Origin of the sequence: Brachybacterium saurashtrense (genome assembly GCF_003355475.1) — a bacterium.
GTDB classification, from domain to species: Bacteria; Actinomycetota; Actinomycetes; order Actinomycetales; family Dermabacteraceae; genus Brachybacterium; species Brachybacterium saurashtrense.
This window is the reverse complement of the sequence record NZ_CP031356.1, coordinates 2,459,484-2,477,137: the sequence shown is the minus strand read 5'-3', so window position 1 is coordinate 2,477,137 and position 17,654 is coordinate 2,459,484. Positions and strand designations below refer to the sequence as shown.

At 74.0% G+C, this 17,654-nt stretch carries 14 protein-coding genes; 6 read left to right on the top strand and 8 right to left on the bottom strand.

Going from position 1 to position 17,654, the window contains the following annotated elements:
• Positions 1 to 18: 18 nt before the first annotated feature.
• The 7 genes from DWV08_RS11315 to DWV08_RS11285 all read right to left on the bottom strand — a co-directional run bounded on the left by DWV08_RS11315 (position 19) and on the right by DWV08_RS11285 (position 10,079).
• A complete protein-coding gene (locus DWV08_RS11315) occupies positions 19 to 1,062 on the bottom strand; it encodes an ABC transporter substrate-binding protein (RefSeq protein ID WP_115413887.1) in 1,044 nt (347 codons plus the stop codon).
• Complete coding sequence (locus DWV08_RS11310; protein WP_115413886.1) at positions 1,059 to 1,967, bottom strand: ABC transporter ATP-binding protein; 909 nt, start codon at positions 1,965 to 1,967, stop codon at positions 1,059 to 1,061. The genes DWV08_RS11315 and DWV08_RS11310 overlap by 4 nt, the downstream gene beginning before the upstream one ends.
• On the bottom strand, positions 1,964 to 3,103 hold the full coding sequence (locus tag DWV08_RS11305) for a FecCD family ABC transporter permease (protein WP_115413885.1): 1,140 nt from the start codon (positions 3,101 to 3,103) through the stop codon (positions 1,964 to 1,966). The genes DWV08_RS11310 and DWV08_RS11305 overlap by 4 nt, the downstream gene beginning before the upstream one ends.
• Positions 3,100 to 5,007: an ABC transporter ATP-binding protein gene (locus DWV08_RS11300; RefSeq protein ID WP_115413884.1), complete on the bottom strand. Its 1,908-nt coding sequence runs from the start codon at positions 5,005 to 5,007 to the stop codon at positions 3,100 to 3,102. The genes DWV08_RS11305 and DWV08_RS11300 overlap by 4 nt, the downstream gene beginning before the upstream one ends.
• The gene (locus tag DWV08_RS11295) at positions 5,004 to 6,827 is read right to left on the bottom strand and encodes an ABC transporter ATP-binding protein/permease (protein ID WP_115413883.1); all 1,824 of its coding nucleotides are present in this window, start codon (positions 6,825 to 6,827) and stop codon (positions 5,004 to 5,006) included. Before DWV08_RS11295 ends, DWV08_RS11300 begins: the two co-directional genes overlap by 4 nt.
• Before the next feature lie 140 nt (positions 6,828 to 6,967).
• Entirely contained in the window at positions 6,968 to 7,648 is a 681-nt protein-coding gene (locus DWV08_RS11290) for a hypothetical protein (protein WP_115413882.1), read from the bottom strand.
• Positions 7,649 to 7,781: 133 nt separating this feature from the next.
• Positions 7,782 to 10,079 carry an HAD-IB family hydrolase gene (locus DWV08_RS11285; RefSeq protein ID WP_115413881.1) on the bottom strand — a complete coding sequence of 766 codons (2,298 nt, stop codon included), beginning with the start codon at positions 10,077 to 10,079 and terminating at the stop codon, positions 7,782 to 7,784.
• Positions 10,080 to 10,210: 131 nt separating this feature from the next.
• On the opposite strand from DWV08_RS11285, the gene DWV08_RS11280 reads away from it, so the two are divergent.
• The 6 genes from DWV08_RS11280 (at position 10,211) to DWV08_RS11255 (ending at position 16,505) form a co-directional block, all read left to right on the top strand.
• Entirely contained in the window at positions 10,211 to 10,987 is a 777-nt protein-coding gene (locus DWV08_RS11280) for an SDR family NAD(P)-dependent oxidoreductase (protein WP_115413880.1), read from the top strand.
• A gap of 4 nt (positions 10,988 to 10,991) precedes the next feature.
• Complete coding sequence (locus DWV08_RS11275; protein ID WP_115413879.1) at positions 10,992 to 11,936, top strand: lysophospholipid acyltransferase family protein; 945 nt, start codon at positions 10,992 to 10,994, stop codon at positions 11,934 to 11,936.
• Positions 11,933 to 13,639: an FAD-binding oxidoreductase gene (locus tag DWV08_RS11270; protein ID WP_115413878.1), complete on the top strand. Its 1,707-nt coding sequence runs from the start codon at positions 11,933 to 11,935 to the stop codon at positions 13,637 to 13,639. The genes DWV08_RS11275 and DWV08_RS11270 overlap by 4 nt, the downstream gene beginning before the upstream one ends.
• Before the next feature lie 13 nt (positions 13,640 to 13,652).
• The gene (locus tag DWV08_RS11265; RefSeq protein WP_115413877.1) at positions 13,653 to 14,285 is read left to right on the top strand and encodes a histidine phosphatase family protein; all 633 of its coding nucleotides are present in this window, start codon (positions 13,653 to 13,655) and stop codon (positions 14,283 to 14,285) included.
• 206 nt (positions 14,286 to 14,491) lie between these two features.
• Positions 14,492 to 15,256, top strand: coding sequence for a ThuA domain-containing protein (locus DWV08_RS11260; RefSeq protein WP_115413876.1), 765 nt, complete (start codon positions 14,492 to 14,494; stop codon positions 15,254 to 15,256).
• Entirely contained in the window at positions 15,246 to 16,505 is a 1,260-nt protein-coding gene (locus DWV08_RS11255) for a Gfo/Idh/MocA family protein (protein ID WP_241237223.1), read from the top strand. Before DWV08_RS11260 ends, DWV08_RS11255 begins: the two co-directional genes overlap by 11 nt.
• Before the next feature lie 45 nt (positions 16,506 to 16,550).
• Here the strand turns inward: DWV08_RS11255 and DWV08_RS11250 are convergent, their stop codons facing one another.
• Positions 16,551 to 17,627, bottom strand: a complete 1,077-nt coding sequence (locus tag DWV08_RS11250) for a cation diffusion facilitator family transporter (RefSeq protein ID WP_115413875.1) — start codon at positions 17,625 to 17,627, stop codon at positions 16,551 to 16,553.
• Positions 17,628 to 17,654: the final 27 nt, after the last annotated feature.

The window sequence follows — 17,654 nt, the reverse complement described above, 5'->3', positions numbered from 1 at the left end:
GGTCCGGTCCCGCGCAGCTCAGAACTGCTCGGGGTAGAGCGCGGCGGCGATCTGCTCGACGGCGGAGATGTTGCCGAGCGTGCCGGGGAACATGTCCGCGGTGGAGACCGCGATCAGGCGGTCCTCCGCGACCGCGGGCATGTCGGGGAAGGTGGTGGTGAGGTATTCACGGGTCGCGGCCTCGTGCTCCTCGTCGTAGGCGGCGAACACGATCGCGTCCGGCGCCTCGGCGGCGAGCGCCTCGGGGGTGAGGGGTGCGGCGAAGAAGTCGGAGAACGCCTCCTGCTCGGGGGAGTGGACGGGATCCGCGCCCGCGCGCAGCAGGATGTCGTGCTCGATGCCCGCCCCGATCGCCTGCAGGGTGCCGCCCTCGTAGTACACCTGGGCCACGCGCAGCGGGGCGACCTCGGCGGTGGCCTCCTCGACGGCCTCGAGGTCCGCCCGGCCCTCCGCGATCAGCTGCTCCGCCTCGTCCTGGACGTCGAAGGCCTCCCCGAGAGCGGTCAGATCCTCGAACAGGTCCGTGACCTCGCCGGTCATCCGCCGGTCGGCGCAGCCGCCGGTCGCGACGTACACCGCGGCGCCGCTCTGCTCGAGCTGGTCGAGCGAGGCGAAGCCCTGCTCGGCGGAGAACTCGTAGGTGGTGGGTGCGTAGACGAAGTCCGGCTCCACGGCTAGCAGCTCCTCGCGGCTGGGCGGGGCCACCTCGCCGAGCACCGGGACGTCCGCGGCGAGCGGGGCGACGTCCTCGGGAAGGGCCTGCGCCGCGGCCTGCGCCTGCCCCGCCATCCGGTCGGCGAGCCCCAGGCGCAGCAGCAGCTCGGTCTGTGCGGGGTGCATGCCGACGATCGCCGTCGGCGCCGCGTCGACGACGACCTCGCGCCCGCAGTTCTCGAGCGTGAGCGCGGCGGCGGGGTCGGGGGTCGCGTCCTGCGTGGTGACCCCGCTGCCGCATCCGGCCAGCAGCAGGGCGGTGAGTGCGAGCGCCGCCGCACGGGAGCGGGAGTGGGAGCGGACCTCGGGCCGGGGGTGGAGGAGGAGGTGGTGGGGGCGAGGGGTCATCGGTGCGGGCTGCTTTCTCTCTCGGTGCTCGGGGCGGTGGGGGCGGTCGGAGTGGTCGGGGTGGGCAGGGACATCGGAGCGGTCGGCGTGGTCGTGTCGGTCGGGGTCGGGGTCGGGGTCGCCTCGGCGGCGGACGGGTCCTCCGCGCCGGCGCGCCGGAAGGCGAAGACGGGATGGGGAGAGCCGGTGAGGACGCGCGCGTGGACGTGGAAGGTGCGTCGGATCAGCGCGGGCGTGAGCACCTCGGCGGGCGGGCCGACGGCGACGAGGCGTCCCTGTTCCAGCACCGCCACGCGGTCGCAGTACTGGGCGGCGAGGGTCAGGTCGTGCAGCGCCGCGAGCGTGGTGCCGCCGAGGTCGCGCACCGTGCTCATCAGCTCGTGCTGGTGGCTGATGTCGAGGTGGTTGCTGGGCTCGTCGAGCACCAGCACGGGCGCCTGCTGGGCCAGGGCGCGGGCCAGCATCACGCGCTGCCGCTGACCGCCGGAGAGGGTGGCGATCATGCGGTCGGCGAGGTCGGCGATCCCGGTGCGCGCCATCGCCGCGGCGACCACCTCGAGATCCTCGGCCGTGTCCCGGCCGAAGGTCGGATGGTGGGGGCCGCGGCCCAGCATCACCGTCTCCTCGACGCTGAGGTCGAACTCCGCGGGGGCGTCCTGGAGCATGACGGCAAGGGTCCGGGCGCTCTCGCGGCCGCGCATCGCGCGCACGTCCCGGCCGCCCACGCGCACCGCTCCCTCGCGCGGCACGACGGCCCGGTACAGGGTGCGCAGCAGGGAGGACTTGCCCGACCCGTTGGGGCCCACGAGCCCCAGCACCGTCCCGGTGGGGACCTCGAGCGAGACCCCGCGCACCACCTCGTGCCCGCCGAGCGCGACGGTGACGTCCTCGATCTCGATCCTCATCGGCCGTACCCCGCGCGCTCGGCGCCGCCGCGGCGCATCAGCCACAGGAAGAACGGCGCACCGACGACGGCCGTGAGGATCCCCAGCGGCACCTCGGTGGGCCGGGCGACCGTGCGCGCCAGCAGATCCGCCGCCATCAGGAACACCGCTCCGCCGAGCACGGTCACCGGGAGCATCCGGCGGTGGTCGGCGCCCACGAGCATCCGCGCGACGTGGGGGACCACCAGCCCCACGAAGCCGATCCCGCCCGCGACCGCGACCACCGTGCCCGTCAGCAGCGAGGAGAGCACGAGCAGCACCCCGCGCATGCGCTGCGCGTCCACGCCCAGGGCGGCGGCGGAGTCATCCCCGGTCATCAGGGCGTTCAGCGGCCGCGCCAGCAGCGCGGCGGCGAGGCAGGCGATCGCGAGCGCGGCCGCCGGGGCGACCAGCTGCCCCATGGTGGCCGCGGAGACGCTGCCGAGCAGGAAGAACATCACGCCCACCACGTTCTGCGCCTCGCTGGTGAGGGTGAGATAGCTGGTGACCGCGCTGAGCAGGGACCCCAGCGCCACGCCGGCGAGGATCATCCGGGTGGGGGAGAGGACCCCGTCCCGGCGCGCCAGCACCACCACGGCGAGGCAGGCCAGCAGCGCGCCGACGAAGGCGGCGACGTGCAGCGAGAGGCCTCCCAGGGCGGCGGAGCCGAGAACGATCACCAGCACGGCGCCGACGCCCGCCCCCGAGGAGACCCCCAGGATGTAGGGCTCGGCGAGCGGATTGCGCACGGTGACCTGCATCAGCGCTCCGGCCAGGGCGAGCCCGGCACCGGACAGGCCGGCCAGCAGCGCCCGCGGGAGGCGGAACTGCCACACCGCCTGGTCCTGCAGCGCCGTCAGCGAACCGTCGTGCATCCACGGCATCCCCGGCAGCAGGTGGCCGGCGACGATCCGGGCCGACTGCCCCGCGCTCACCTCCACGGCGCCGATCGCGCCGGAGAGCACCACCAGCAAGCACAGCGCCGCCACGAGCAGCAGGCCGAGCAGTCCCGTGCGGCGTCGGCGCCGCTGCCGTGCGCTGCGGGGCGTGCCGGGCCGGCCGGGGGTGCGCGGCGTGGGGCCCGGGGCCGAGGGGCGGGCGTCGTGCGCGATGCTCATCCCCCGCTCCCTTCCGCAGCGCCCGCGCCCGCCCGTGCGTGCCGGAGCTGCGGCTCCACCAGTGCGCGGTAGGCGGGGCAGGTCTCGAGCAGTGCGTCGTGCGTGCCGTCGCCCACCACCCGGCCGTGCTCGAGCACGAGGATCCGCGGGGCGCGCAGCAGGGTCACCAGGCGGTGGGCGATCACCACGGTGGTGCGGCCGGCGTGGGCGAACGCGTCCTGGACGGCGGCGGCGGAGCCGGTGTCGAGCTGGCTGACGGACTCGTCCAGCACCAGCACGTCCCCGGGGTGGAGGGCGGCCCGGGCGAGGGCGAGGCGCTGGCGCTCGCCGCCGGAGAGGCTGCGGCCGTGATCGGCGAGCACCGTGTCCAGGCCCTGCGGCAGGCGCTCCACCAGGTCGCGGGCGCCGACGGCCTCGAGCGCGGCCCACAGCGACGCGTCGTCGAGGCTGCGCTCGTGGGCCTCGTCCGTCGCGGCCAGCAGCAGGTTCTCCCGCACGGTCTCGGCGAACAGGTGCGGATCCTGGGGGATCAGCCGCACCCGTCTGCGCAGCGTCGCCAGGGGGAGGGTGCGCAGGTCGCGGCCGCCGAGGGTGAGGCGCCCGGCCTCCGGGTCGTACCAGCGGGCCAGCAGCTGGGCGAGCGTCGACTTCCCGGCGCCGCTGCGCCCGGCCAGGGCCACCGTCTCGCCCGCGTCGATCCGCAGGGAGACGCGGTCCACCGCGGGGGCGGGCGCGCCGGGCCAGCGGAAGCTGACCTCCTCGAGCACCAGGTCGGCCGGCGCGGGGCCGGACGGCGCGGTGCTGTCGGGTGCGGGGCCGTCGGTCACGGGGGCGCGGGGCGTGGGGCTGTCGGCCTCGGGCCCCGGTGCCGAGGCAGGCCGGGCCCCGTCGGGCGCGGGCGTGAGGGGGAGCGGGTCCGGGGCCTCGAGCACCTGCTCGATGCGGCGGGCGGCCGCGGCGGTGTGGCCGGTGTGCCGGCTGGTGGAGATCCACTGCTGGATCGCCGACGGGCTCGCGGCGGCGACCGCCACCGCCACCGGCAGCCACACCAGCTCCAGCCGCCCGGCCTCGACCTGCACCACCCCCACGGCGGTCACCGCGACCGCGAGCAGCGCCGCCGCGATCCCGGCCGCCGCGGATTCCACCCCGGTGCGGGTGACGGTCCGGGTGCGCGAGACCAGCAGCTCGTCCTGGAGGCGCTCGAGCCGCGCCTTCCGCTCGGCGACCAGGCCGAAGGCGACGATCTCCCTCACCGCGCCCACGTTCTCCTGGGTGTCGGCCGCCATGGCGGTCAGCACCCTCCGCGTGCGCTCGCCCTCGCGCAGGGCGGCGCGGCGGGTGAGCGCCGGGATCGCCAGCAGCGCCAGCAGGAAGGGCACGCACACCAGCGCCGAGGGCAGGTCGATCAGCGCCAGGCCCACGAGGATCAGCGGCGTCGCCAGGAAGCGTCCGATCCGGTAGAGCGAGGTGTGGGCGAGGAAGATCTCCAGCGCCTCGGAGTCGTGCAGGGCGATGCCGGCGAGGTCGCCGCGCCGGCGGCCGGTGAGCCCGGCCGGGGCGACCCGGGACAGGGCCCCGAGGATCCAGTGCCGCACGCGCGCCATCACCCGGAAGGAGAGGTCGTGGCTGGTGTAGGACTCCTGCCAGAGCCCCACCGCGCGCAGCAGCGTCGCCACGAGCACCAGCAACGCCGGCAGCAGCAGATCGCCCGGGGCGGCGCCGCGCACGGCGGCGGCGACGGTGTAGGCCGCGGCCCCGGCGCCGAGGGCGGCGCTGAGATGCACCACCACGTTCCAGCCCAGGGTCAGCGCGTACCAGGCCCGCCATCCCGTGAGCACGTGGCGCAGCGAGGCCAGGGAGTCCAGCCGGGTGCCGACGGGCGGCGGAGGCACGGTCGCGGTCATCGTGCACCTCCCGCGAGGGTCGGGCTGGGGGCGGGGGAGAGGGCCCCGCGCTGGGCCTCGAGCATCCGGGCCCAGGGGCCGCCGGCCCGCTCGAGCGCGGCGGGCGGGCCCTCCTCGGCGACCTCCCCGTCCTCCAGCACGATCACGTGGTCCGCCTCGGCGACGGTGGAGAGCCGGTGGGCGATCACCACCACGGTGCGGGCGTCGCGGTGCGTGCGCAGCGCCTCGGTGATCAGCTGCTCGTTCTCGCCGTCCAGGGCGCTGGTGGCCTCGTCGAGCACGAGCAGCGGGGTGTCCTGCAGCAGCGCCCGGGCGAGCGCCACCCGCTGGCGCTGCCCGCCGGAGAGGAGGCCGCCGCCCTCCCCGACGGGGGAGTCGGCGCCGTGGGGCAGCTGGTCGAGGAACTCGTCGACCCGGGCGGCGGCCAGCGCGCGCTCGATGTCCTCCGCGCCGCCGTTCGACGGCAGGGCCTGGTCGAGGTTCTCCCGCAGGGTGCCGTCCAGCAGCACCACGTCCTGGCTCACCCGGGACGAGCGCTGCCGCAGCTGGGCCAGCGGCAGGGTGCGCAGGTCGTGTGCGCCGCCCTCGTCCTCGAGCTGCACGGTGCCGGCGGTGGGGTCCACGTCCCGCAGCAGCAGGGCGGTGAGGGTGGTCTTGCCGGCGCCGGAGGCGCCCACCAGGGCGGTGGTGCGGCCGGCGGGGATCGTGGCGCTCACCGCGCGCAGGGCCTCGCGCTCGGCGCCCGGATAGCGGAAGGAGACCTCCCGCAGGTGCAGTGCGGGCGGGCCGGTGCGGCGCAGCGAGCGGGCGTCGAGGCTGTCCTGCACCGGGGGCCGGATCTCGAGCACCTGGTTGATCCGGCCGGCGGCGGCGAGACCATAGAAGCCCTCGTGCCAGTAGTTCTGCAGCTCCTGCAGCGGGCGGAAGCACTCGGCGGCGAGGAAGAGCACCAGCACCACCGCGCCCGGGGCGAGCTCTCCGCGCGTCGCGTGCCAGGCGGCCAGCACCGTCGCCCCGGCAGTGCCCAGCAGCATCGCGGCACCGGTGACCACCGAGGTGGACAGCGAGACGTTCATGGTGCGGGTGGTCTCCTCGCGCAGCCGGTCCGCCTCGAGGGCCAGGGTCCGCGCACGTCGGTCCGAGGTGCCGAGCCCCGCGAGGGTCGCCAGCCCCGCGATCGAATCCGCGACCCGCGCGCCGTACTCCTCGTACTGCTCCCAGTGGGCGGCGGCGCGGCGGCCCAGCAGGCGGCGGGTCAGGCGCTGCCCCACCGGGATGCCCAGCAGCATCACCAGGATGACCAGGGCGACCAGCCCGTCCTGGAGTGCGATCACGCTCAGCAGCACGGCGGGCACCGCGACCGCTGCGATCGCCTGCGGGAGATAGGAGCCGATGTACCCGCGCAGGTGCTCGCAGCCGTCCACCACCGCGAGGTGGGCGCGGGCGGCGCCGCCCTGCCAGTGGTGGCCCGGCCCCAGCGCGATCACGTGGTCCAAAAGCCGCTCCCGCAGCCGGCGGGTGACGCGGCTGCCGGTGCGCAGGGCCAGCAGATCACGCAGCCACAGGAGCGCCGCCCGCAGCGCGAGCAGTCCCACCGCCGCCGCCAGCACGGCCCAGGGGCCGCGCGGATCCTGCACCAGGATCCGGGTGGTCGCCGAGGCCAGCGCCAGGGCCGCCCCGGCGGAGGCGGCACCGGCGCCGAGCGTCACCCCCGCCACCGCGGCCAGACCGCCCCCGGCGGCGCGGGCGTGCGGGGCGATGCGGGGATCCAGCAGGGCGGGGAGCAGGGCCTGCAGACGTGAGGGAGGGGAGAGGCGCACCCGACATACTGTACATGATACTCATTCTCAACAAGGGTTCGGGGGCGCCGGAGGGGTGCGGCATGCGCCGCTGTCGGGAGCTCCTCGCTCGGTCGGCGCCGACGTCGCGGTGCCGGCCGGGCGAGGAGCTCCCGGAGCGCTCAGGCTGCGGGGATCTCGAACTCCCCGCGGAACTCCGGGATCGTCTCGTCCTCGCCGAGGATCTTCGCCTCGGGCCGCACGTAGGCGCCCGTGAGGGTGTCGCCGCTCTGCTCGACGTAGATCGGGATGTAGCCGGTGGCCTCGCCGTCGCGGCGCGGGGCACCCTCGAAGTAGGTGTAGCCAGCCGCGGTGACCTCCTCGTCCGCGCTGGAGGCGTAGTTGACCTCCTCGCCGCCGTCGTCGAGGAAGAAGTCCTGCTGGCTCACGACGCCGCCGAACGTGTCGCCCGGCGTCACGGCGATCTCGAGGTAGATCATCTCGCCATCGGGGTTGTCGGAGGCGAGGTAGTACTCGGTGGGCATGTTCCGCACGGCGGAGACGACGGTGACCACGTCCCCGGTCTCCTCGTCGGTGAACTCGGTCCCGATCTCGACGACCGCGCCCTCGTCGGCGGCGGCGGCCTCGGGCTCCGCCTCGCCCTCCTCCGCCTCGGTGTCCTCGGCGTCCGACGCGCTGCTGTCGTCGGCGGGCTCCTCCTCCGCGGCCCCCTCGGCCGCCTCGGCGACCCCGGCCTCCTGGGACTCCTCGGCGGGTGCCTCGTCGGCGCCGCCGCAGGCGGTCAGGGCGAGCACGGTGACGGCGGCCAGGGCGGCGCCTCGGGCGATGATCGTTCGGGACATTGCGTCCTCCTCCTGTGAATCGGTGCTCTGAGACTATGTGCAGGTCAGAGGGCACGCGATGGGGAGCACTCCCCATGTCGCACGTCACAGGACGCCCGGTGGCGGGGTGGCGCGGCGCGCCGCCCCGGGAGGCTCACCACTCCAGGATCTGCCAGCGCTTCTTCTTCGCCACGGAGTACAGCCCCAGGTCGGGCGAGATGGCGGTGGGGGTGCCCACCAGGTCCAGCCAGGCGGCGTCCGCGTGGGAGTCGCCGTAGCCGTAGGAGGCGGCGAGGTCCGCGCCGTGCAGCGCGGCGTACTTGCGCAGCCAGTTCGCCCGGGCCTCGTCCACCAGCGGGGGCGTGGCGAGGTAGCCGGTCATCACGCCCTCGGCGTTCTCGTCCATGTGGGTGGCGATGACCTCGTCGAACAGGTCGGCCAGCGGCTCCACCAGCACGTCCAGCGCGCCGGAGACCAGCACGGTGCGATGCCCGGCGGCGCGGTGGCGCTCGATGGTCTCCAGCGCCTCGGGGCGGATGGAGGCGCGGATGCGCCGGCCGGCCTCGCCCTGCATCAGCGTGCGCAGATCCTGGCTGCGGTAGCCCTTGTAACGGCGGTTGACCAGGCGGATCAGCTCGGAGCGGTCGCGCTGGTCGGCGCGCAGGTAGCCGGGCACCGCCGCGAGCAGGCCGCCGAACTCCGCCGGCCAGGTGCGGCGCGGCTTCGTGGCCCGCACCACCGCGAAGTACTGCTGGACGATGTTCGTGGCCAGCACGGTGCCGTCGAGGTCGAACACGGCCAGCGCGTCCTCGGAGGGCTTCAGCTCCGGTGCCGGGCGGGCGGCGCGGCGCTTCTGCGCGGACTTCGCGCGGGAGTACGCCTTGGTGAGCTCGGTGACGGCCGGCAGGTGCTGGGTCTGGAAGTAGTCCTTCCACACGATGCCGGTGATGTCGAAGTCGTGGGTGGCCAGGAACTCCGCGGGCAGCTCGGCGCGCAGCGCGCGGGTGTTCGCGTCGTCGAAGACCATCTCGGTCTTCGTGTAGTGGCGGTACAGCTCGATGTACTTGCGCAGCATCGTCAGTCCCGAGCTGGCCCTGTGCAGCTCTGACGTCCACTCGCGGGTGCGCTTGGTGGCGGGGAGGTAGGCGACCGCGGCGGAGCCCAGCCGAGCGGAGAGCTCCTTGGCGCGGAAGCGCTGCTCCACCATCTCCACGGCGGGGAAGGACCACTCGGGCACCGGGATCGGACGGCCCTTGTCGTCCTCCAGCGGGTGCTCGAGGAAGTACTCGCGCACGGCGGTGACCATCTCGTGGAAGGGCAGCGGGTTGGAGGCGCCGGAGACCACCTGGTAGTAGGCGTCGTCGCCGCGGCGGGTGACGTCCTGCGTGGCCAGCGCCACGATCACGTTGACCACGTGGTCCACCGGGATCACGTCGAGGATGGAGTCGGCCAGGCCCGGGAACTCGGGCAGCACGCCGCGGCCGTACGCCATGATCAGCGGGTCGGCGACCTTGTAGCCGTCGATCCAGCCCGGGTAGGGCTTCTGCATCGCGGATTCGATGATGGAGGGCCGCACGAAGGAGACGCGGTGGCCGTTCCCGGCCCACATCTCCTCGGCCACCTGCTCCGCCATCGCCTTGGTGAAGGTGTAGATGTCGGTCCAGCCCACGGACTGGGCGCGGGTGCGGCCGAAGTCCACCAGGCGCTCGGTCACCCAGTCGCGCCGGGCCTCCTCCGAGGCGGCGGCGACGGTCTTGGGGCCCATCCGCCCCACCCGCAGCTTCGCGGCGCGGATCTGGGAGCGCAGCGTCTCCGGCTTGCGGGACTCGGCCTCCACCCGCTCGCGGGCGGCGAGGGCGGCGGCGTACTCGGCGCGCCAGTCGACGTCGGCCTGGAGGGAGCCCTCCTGGCGCAGGCCCTTGGAGATCCCGCCCACGTAGGCGGTGGAGACGTGGATGACGTGCGGGTCCTGCCCGGAGGCGAGCAGCGCCTCGTAGAGGTTCCGGGCGCCGCCTACGTTGGTGCGGAAGGCCTCGTCGATCGGCGGGTCGAAGGAGACGGAGGAGGCGGAGTGGATCACCGTGTCCAGCGGCTCGGTGATCTCGGGCATGTCGGTGAGGTCGCCCTCGAGCACGCCCACCCGGGCGTCGAAGATCTCCTTCAGGCGGGCCTTGCCGTCGGCGGCGCCGCCGAGCGCGCCGTCCTTCTCCAGCAGCTCCGCCCAGGAGGCGAACACCGGCTTGCGCAGCAGCTGCTCGAGGCGCTTGCGGCCGGTGACCGAGCCCTTGGGGCGCACCACCGCGGTGACGTGCACGTCCTCGGTGGTCTCCAGCAGGGAGCGCAGCACGGCCTGGCCCAGGAACCCGGTGACCCCGGTGAGCAGGATCCGGCGGCCTCCGCCTGTCGAACCGCCGGGCTGGGGCTGGGCGGCGGGGGAGGTGCTGTGCGTCATGGGATCCTCTGTGGACGGGTGCGGCGGGGGCGCCCGGTGCGGCGCCGGGGTGCGTCGTCGGTGCTCTGCATGCCTGCCACCAGGGGGCTTCTCCGCGCTGGTCAGGGCGGCGCTAGTGTATCGTAGCCGCCATGCATAGGGCCCTGATCACCGGCGGCACTGCAGGAATCGGGGCCGCCTTCGCCAGAGCGTTCGCCGGCCGCGGCACCGCACTCGTGCTGGTCGCGCGGGACGCCGACCGCCTCGCGGACGCCGCCGCACAGCTGCGGGAGGAGTTCGGCGTCGAGGTCGAGACCCTCGCCGCGGACCTCTCCGACCGCACCGCGCAGCAGCGGGTCGCCGACCGCCTCGAGGCGGCGGTGGATCCGGTGGACGTGCTCGTGAACAACGCCGGCTTCTCCGTGCGCGCGAGCCTCCTGGACCCGGACCTCTCCCAGCACGACCTCGGCTTCGAGGTGATGATCCGCGCCGTCCTGAAGCTGGGCGGGGCCGCGGGCCGCGGCATGCGAGAGCGCGGCCACGGCTGGATCATCAACGTCGGCTCGGTCTCCGCCCTGGTCACGCAGAACAACTACTCCGCGATCAAGGCCTGGGTGGGCAACTACTCCGAATCCCTGGGCGTGCAGCTGGCCGGCACGGGCGTGCAGGTCACCGCCCTGATGCCGGGCTGGGTGCGCACCGAGTTCCACACCCGCGCGGGGATCAAGGGCTCCTCCATCCCGGGCCCGCTGTGGCTGGACGCGGACCGCCTGGTGGCGGACTGCATGCGCGACGTGGCACGGGGGAAGCCGGTCTCTGTGCCCTCCAAGCGCTGGAAGCTGATCGCGGCGGTGCTGCGCACCACGCCGCGCGGCCTGGTCGCCCGGTTGAGCGCGCTGCTGAGCCATCGACGCAACCGGGAGAAGTGATCGCGTGACCTCGCAGGACCCCCAGGAGCCGCCGGCGGCGCAGCCGCCCGAGCGCCGGCTCGACGCGCAGGAGCCCGAGGCGCAGGAGTCCTCCCGTCGGGCCGAGGCCGCGGCCCGGCTGTCGGAGGCCTCGACCCGCGCCGCGGACGCCACCGCGAAGGCCGCCGACGACCTGCGCGGCCGGTCCCGGAAGCTGTTCGACTCGCTCTCGGCCCGCTCGCGCGGGGAGGGTTGGGAGAAGCCGACGGGGGAGCTGGCCAAGTACCGCTCCGGCGGGCGGGCCGCGTTGCGCTTCGTGCTCCAGCGGATCGTCTTCCGCGCCGTGGTGAACTCCGCCGTGACGCCCCAGGTGCAGGTGCACCGCCGGGTGAGGAGCGTCCGCGGACCTTTCGTGCTGGTCGCCAACCACACCAGCCATGTCGACGCCCCGCTGCTGGCGATGAGCCTGCCGTGGACCCAGGCACGGTTCCTCAGCACCGGCGTCGCCGCGGACTACTGGTTCGACCACTGGCACCGCCGGATCTTCGTGCGCCTGATGATGAACGCCTTCCCCATCGACCGCGGCGGCTCCCGCAAGCATTCCGGCACCTCGCGCCGCCTGCTGCGCTCCGGGGTGCCGATCCTGGTGTTCCCCGAGGGCGGCAGGCAGCAGACGGGCTCGATGGCCGGCTTCAAGCCCGGCGCGGCCGCGCTCGCGATCGGCGTGGGCGTGCCCGTCGTGCCCGCGGCGATCATCGGGGGCTACGAGGCGATGCCCAAGGGGCGCTCCTGGCCGGTGCCGGGGCGCCCACCCGTCCGCGTCGTCTTCGGCGATCCGATGATCGCCCACGAGGACGAGTCCGCCGTCGATTTCTCGACGCGCATCCAGGACAGGGTCGCGATCCTGTACGACGAGCACTACCACGAGGTCCTGGGCGATGCCGCCGGGGGCGAGGAGGAGACCGCATGAGCGACCGCCCGAGCGCACGCGAGGTCAAGCGGCACAAGTGGTGGGGCTGGGGGCTGGACGACGTCTCCTTCCGCTACGACAACAAGCCCGCCTTCGCCCCGCTGGCGCGGAACAAGGTGGGCGTGGATCTCGACTCGAAGCAGCCCGTGGAGCCGGACCTCGCCGACGTCGAGGTGCCCGCCTCGCGCCTGCCCGCAGCCGCCCGCGCCGCGCTGGCGGAGATCGTGGGCGAGGAGAACCTGGCCGAGGACGACGAGTACCGCCTCGTCCACTCCTTCGGCCGCTCCCTGCCGGATCTGTTCCGCGTGCGCACCGGCCGCTTCGAGCGCCTCGTCGACGCGGTGGTGTACCCCGCGAACGAGGACGAGGTCGCCGCGGTGCTGCGCCTGGTGCTCGAGCAGGACCTGGTGCTGATCCCCTACGGCGGCGGCTCCTGCATCTCCGGCTCGGTCACCCCGGATCCTGCCGAGCAGCGCCCCGTCGTCACCATGAACATCGGGCGGATGCGCGAGGTGCTCGAGATCGACGACACCGCGGGCCTGGCCCGGGTGGAGGCCGGGGTGTACGGCCCCGACCTCGAGGAGCAGCTGAACGCCCTGGGCTGGACCGTGGGCCACTTCCCCGATTCCTTCACCTACTCGACGCTCGGCGGCTGGGCCGCCACCCGCTCCTCCGGCATGCAGTCGGACAAGTACGGCGACATCGAGGACATCGTGCGCGGGATGCGCATGGTCCACCCCGACGGCGTCGCGGTCACCAAGCCGATCCCGGGCCGCGACTCGGGCCCCAGCGTGCACGAGATGATCCTGGGCAGCGAAGGGCGGCTGGGCATCATCACCGAGGCCACCGTGCAGGTGCACCGCATCGCCCCGGTGCGTCAGGTGATCGCCTACATGTACCCGGACTGGGAGCACGGCATCCGCGGCATGCACGCGATCGCCCGCTCCACCGACGTCTCTCCCACCTTCACCCGCCTCTCCGACGGGCCCGAGACCGAGTTCAGCCTCGCCATGGTCAAGGAGCCCACCTCCACCAAGGGGCGGGTGGCCGCGAAGGTGCAGGACGGGCTGTTCGCCTACCTGCGCTCGAAGGGCTGGGACACCACGAACGAGATGTCGATCTCCTACGTGTGCTTCGAGGGGTCGAAGGAGTCCGTCGAGCAGCAGAAGTCGCTCGTGAAGAAGATCGTGAAGAACGCCGGCGGCATCACGCTGGGCGCGGGCCCCGGCGCGATCTACGACCAGAAGAAGTTCGACACCCCCTATCTGCGCGACTTCCTCATGAACTACCAGGTGTTCGGGGACGTGTGCGACACGGGCGCGACCTGGTCGAACATCAACGAGGTCCACGCGCGGGTGTACGACGCGTACTACGCGGCGCTGGAGGAGCAGGGCCTGTCCGGCTTCATGTTCTGCCACATGTCGCACAGCTACCACGCCGGCGCCTGCCTCTACTTCACCTTCGCCGTCCCGTACACCTCCGAGGAGAAGGCGCTGGAGCAGTACTACGCGGCCAAGAGCGCGGTGCAGCAGACCTTCGTGGACCTCGGCTCCACCGTCTCGCACCACCACGCCGTGGGCACCGAGCACCAGGCATGGATCACCGAGGACATCGGCGAGGTGGGCGAGCGCATGGTGAAGGGCCTGCTGGCCGACAACGACCCGGGCCGCAACCTCAACCCCGGCAAGGTCGTCGCGCCCTGAGCGGCGGCCCGCGATGATTGCGCACGGCCCGGTCCCGCCCGTGCTGGTGCTCCGCCACGGGGAGTCCACCGCGAACGTGCAGGGCCTGATCGTGTCCCTGCCCGGGCCGCGAGCGCTCACCGAGGTGGGCCTCACCGCGCGCGGCCGCGCCCAGGCCCAGCAGGCGGCGCGCGAGGGTCTCGCACGCGGTCTGGGGCCGCAGACCGTGGTGCTCACCAGCGACTTCGCCCGTGCCCGGGAGACGGCCGAGGAGTTCGCCCGCGGCCTCGGCGCCGCGGCGCCCACGGTGGACGTGCGCCTGCGCGAGCGCGGCTTCGGGGCGCACGACGGCGGCCCCGCCGACGCCTACGAGACGGTGTGGGCGGCCGATCGCGCCCGGGAGCTGCCGGGCGACGAGGTGGAGAGCGTGGACGAGGTGGCCCGGCGGGTGTTCGCGGTGCTGCGCACGGCCGACGAGCGCGCCGCGGGCGCGGCGGTGGTGCTGGTGGCGCACGGGGACGTGCTGCAGATCGCGCTGGCCCTGGGCGCCGGGCGGGACCCGCACGAGCACCGCGAGGTGCCGCACCTGGGCAATGCGGAGCTGCGAGAGCTCGGGCCCGGTCGAGGGAGCGGGGCCGACGGGGCCGCGACCGGCGGGAGCGCCTGACGGGAGAGCGCACCGGGTGCCCGTAGGGGGCGGCGAGGAAGAGGCTCCCTCGCCATTGAGGGAGCCTGCGACCGACCATAGCCCCGATCCGGTGAGAAGCAGATCACAGCCCGGTCACGGTTGTGGCGCCGGCCGCGACCTACGATGGTGCGACCGTTCCGGGACGGGACGGCCCCGCGACCCCCAGCGACAGGACGAAGGACACCATGACACTGCGCATCGCCGTCTTCGGCGAGAACCGGCACGAGAAGGTCGACGCGACGGTCCAGGAGATCTACCCCGAGGGCATGCACACGGTGATCGCGGAGGGCCTGCGGGCCACGCTCGCGGCGGACGGCGTGGACGCCGAGGTGCGCATCGCGCTGCTGGACGACATCGAGGAGACCCTCTCCGAGGAGGCGCTCGCGCAGACGGACGTGCTGACCTGGTGGGGACACATGGCGCACGGGGATGTTCCCGACGCGGTCTCCGAGCGCGTGGTGCGGCGCGTGCAGGAGGGGATGGGGCTGATCCCGCTGCACTCCGCGCACTACTCCAAGCCGTTCCGGGCCCTGATGGGCACCACCTGCAACCTGCTGTGGCGCAACGAGGGCGAGGAGGAGCGGGTGTGGACCGTCAACGGCTCCCACCCGATCGCCCGCGGCGTCCCGCACCCGATCGTCATCCCGCAGCAGGAGATGTACGGGGAGATGTTCGACATCCCCGCCCCGGACGAGCTGGTGTTCGTCTCCTCCTTCGCCGGCGGCGAGGTGTTCCGCTCCGGCGCCGCCTTCCGCCGCGGCAAGGGGAAGATCTTCTACTTCAGCCCCGGTGACCAGGAGTACCCCGTCTACCACCAGGCCGAGATCCAGCGCGTGCTCGCGAACGCGGTGGTGTGGGCGCGTCCCGAGGACCGCCCCAGCGCTCCCGTGAAGATCGCCAACGCGCCGCGGGACTGGTTCCGCGGCGACGAGGCAGAGCGTGTCCTCTGACCTCGCGCAGGCCGGCGCCGGGGCGAGCGCGTCGTCGGAGGAGCGGGGCGCCGCACCGCAGGCTCGCGGCGCCGCCGAGTCGGTGATCGCCGATCCGAACGCGGCGCTCGCGGCCGCGGAGGGTCGGGAGCCGCTGCGGGCGGTCGTGGTGGGTGCCGGCGGGATGGGTCGCTGGTGGGCCCGCGTGGTCGCCGCCAGCGCGATGACGGAGCTGGTGGGCATCGCCGACCTCGCCGAGGGCATGCCCGCAGAGGCGATCGCGCAGTCCGGGGTGGCCGATCCCGCCGCGGTCGCGACCGGCGCCGACGGCGTGGACCTCGCCCTCGAGGTGGGCGCGGATCTGCTGATCAACCCCACGGTGCCGGTGGCGCACCACCCGGTGACGGTGAAGGCCCTGCACGCCGGGATCCCGGTGCTCGGCGAGAAGCCGGTCACCGAGACGCTCTCCGAGGCGCTGAGCCTGATGGCGCACGCGGAGCTCACCGGCGTGCCGTTCATGGTCTCCCAGTCGCGGCGCTTCTTCCCGCAGGTGCGGGAGCTGCGCCGCTTCGTCGCCGCGCACGGTCCCTCCGTGATGACCAGTGCCTTCTTCTCCCTGTTCACGGAGATGGAGGGCTACCGCCGCAGCCAGCGCCACCCGCTGCTGCGCGACATGGGCATCCACGCCTTCGACACCGCCCGCTACGTCCTCGACGCGGATCCGGTGGCGGTCACCGCCCGCGGCACCCGGCCGGACTGGAGCGTCTATGCGCACGACGCCTCGGTGACGGCGACCTTCGAGATGTCCGACGACTCGCTGTTCGTCTACCAGGGCACCTGGAACGCGCGCGGCCTGCCCACCTACTGGAACAGCGAGTGGCGGATCGGTGCCCAGCACGGCTCCGCCACCTGGGACGGCACCGGCGCCCCGGTGCTGGGCACGGAGGACGAGGAGGAGACGGCCTCGCTGAACGCGGCGCTCGCGCAGGCTCTGGAGACCCCGGAGCCCGATCAGATCGACGCCTCCCTCATCGAGTTCGTCACCTCCCTGCGCGCGGGCCGGCGGCCGATGTGCGAGGTGCACGAGAACATCCTCTCCTTCGCGATGGTGGAGGCCGCGGTGGCCTCCGTGGATCGCGGGGAGAGGGTGGAGGTGGACGCCCTGCTCGAGGAGGCCCGGGCGGAGGCGATCGCCGCCGAGGCGGATCCCGACGCCCGCGCGATCCTGCAGGGCTGGAGCTCGGTGCGCGAGGCGATCGCCTCCCGCTGAGCGGCCGACGAGGGGCGCGGGGGCGGCGGTCCGGTCGGTCCGCGGTCAGCGGGCGGCCGGCGCCGTCGTCGGGCGCACGCCGGCGCGGTCCAGGTGCGGGAGCGCCTCGTGCAGGCGTCGCTCCACGGCGGCGAGGATCGCGGCGGCGTCGGCGAGGGGCAGCGCGGGGTCGAGGGCGACCGCGAGCTCGGCCTCGAGCCGGTGGCCGCTCCACCGGGCCCGTGCCTCGTGCACGCCGAGCACCCCGTCGGTGCCCGCGGCCACGGATTCCACGGTGTCCAGGGTGCCCGGCTCGACGCCGTCCATCAGCCGGCGGATCACGGTGCGCATCGAGGCGACCAGCACCATCACCACCACGGCGGCGATCACCAGGCCGATGACCGGATCGATCCAGGGAAGGCCCACCCAGGCCCCGAGCACGCCGAGCACCACGGCCAGCGAGGTGAGCGCGTCGGTGCGGGCGTGCTGACCTTCCGCGATCAGCGCGGCCGAGCCGATCCGTCGGCCCGCCCGGATCCGGTAGCGGGCCACGATCTCGTTGCCGGCCGCGCCGACCAGCGCGGCCGCCAGCACCCAGCCCAGATGGGTCATGTCCCGCGCCGTGGTGAGCGCCCGCACGGACTCCCACACGATCAGCGCCGCGGAGAGCGCGATCACCGCCCCGATGAGCAGCCCCACGAGGTCCTCCGCGCGGCGGAAGCCGTGGCTGTAGGTGCGGGTGGGGGAGCGCCGGCCCAGTCGGAACGCGATGATCAGCGGGATCGTGGTGGCGAGGTGGCCGAGGTTGTGGAGCGTGTCTGCCAGCAGCGCCACGGAGCCGCTGAGCGCCACGATCACGATCTGCAGCAGCGCGGTGGCGCCCATCCCGGCGAGGCTCACCCAGGCGGCGCGCAGCCCGAGCGCGCTCGACTCCTCGGCGGTGCGGATCGCCTCGCCGTGGTCGTGGCTGTGAGGGGTGAGGGTGTGGCGCAGGCGCGCCCAGGGGCCGGTGCCGTGGTCGTGAGGGTGGCCGTGGCCGTGCGGGTGGTCCTGGTCGTGCGAATGACCGTGGTCGTGGTCGTGGTCGTGGTCGTGGTGGTGGTGCGCGGGAGCGGAGGGCGTGTGGCCGGGGGAGTGGTGCACATTGTGAATGTATCTGCGCAATCATGC

Coding starts and splice junctions, on each gene's coding strand:
- DWV08_RS11315 (WP_115413887.1), bottom strand. CDS start 1,062: ATGACCCCTCGCCCCCACCACCTCCTCCTCCACCCCCGGCCCGAGGTC.
- DWV08_RS11310 (WP_115413886.1), bottom strand. CDS start 1,967: ATGAGGATCGAGATCGAGGACGTCACCGTCGCGCTCGGCGGGCACGAG.
- DWV08_RS11305 (WP_115413885.1), bottom strand. CDS start 3,103: ATGAGCATCGCGCACGACGCCCGCCCCTCGGCCCCGGGCCCCACGCCG.
- DWV08_RS11300 (WP_115413884.1), bottom strand. CDS start 5,007: ATGACCGCGACCGTGCCTCCGCCGCCCGTCGGCACCCGGCTGGACTCC.
- DWV08_RS11290 (WP_115413882.1), bottom strand. CDS start 7,648: ATGTCCCGAACGATCATCGCCCGAGGCGCCGCCCTGGCCGCCGTCACC.
- DWV08_RS11285 (WP_115413881.1), bottom strand. CDS start 10,079: ATGACGCACAGCACCTCCCCCGCCGCCCAGCCCCAGCCCGGCGGTTCG.
- DWV08_RS11280 (WP_115413880.1), top strand. CDS start 10,211: ATGCATAGGGCCCTGATCACCGGCGGCACTGCAGGAATCGGGGCCGCC.
- DWV08_RS11270 (WP_115413878.1), top strand. CDS start 11,933: ATGAGCGACCGCCCGAGCGCACGCGAGGTCAAGCGGCACAAGTGGTGG.
- DWV08_RS11265 (WP_115413877.1), top strand. CDS start 13,653: ATGATTGCGCACGGCCCGGTCCCGCCCGTGCTGGTGCTCCGCCACGGG.
- DWV08_RS11260 (WP_115413876.1), top strand. CDS start 14,492: ATGACACTGCGCATCGCCGTCTTCGGCGAGAACCGGCACGAGAAGGTC.